General features: G+C 54.6%; 1 protein-coding gene. It reads right to left on the minus strand.

The window, feature by feature from the left end; all coding sequences use genetic code 11:
* Window positions 1-269, minus strand: a 269-nt coding sequence (locus tag SB775_RS29965) for a hypothetical protein (RefSeq protein WP_410864886.1), incomplete at both ends; no start/stop codon positions are given.

Raw genomic sequence — 269 nt, forward strand, 5'->3', positions numbered from 1 at the left:
GGCGCAAAAATCAGCGCGGCCGAGGCGATGCGGAACCAGGCAACGCCGAGGACCCCAACAGCGGGAAACAGCAGGACAGCAAAAGATGGGCCAAGATAGTGAAAGATGGCCGAAACGCCGAACCAGGCGTGGGGCGGAACCCTGGTAGCCGCCTGGGTTAACAGCTGTGATGGAGGGACGGGTGAAGCTTGATTGTTCATGTCTGCATGATAATAAGGAAAATCCGCCTTCGGAATAGATATCGAAAGCACTAAAGCGAGAATTTTCCT

Source organism: Peribacillus sp. SIMBA_075, assembly GCF_046534585.1.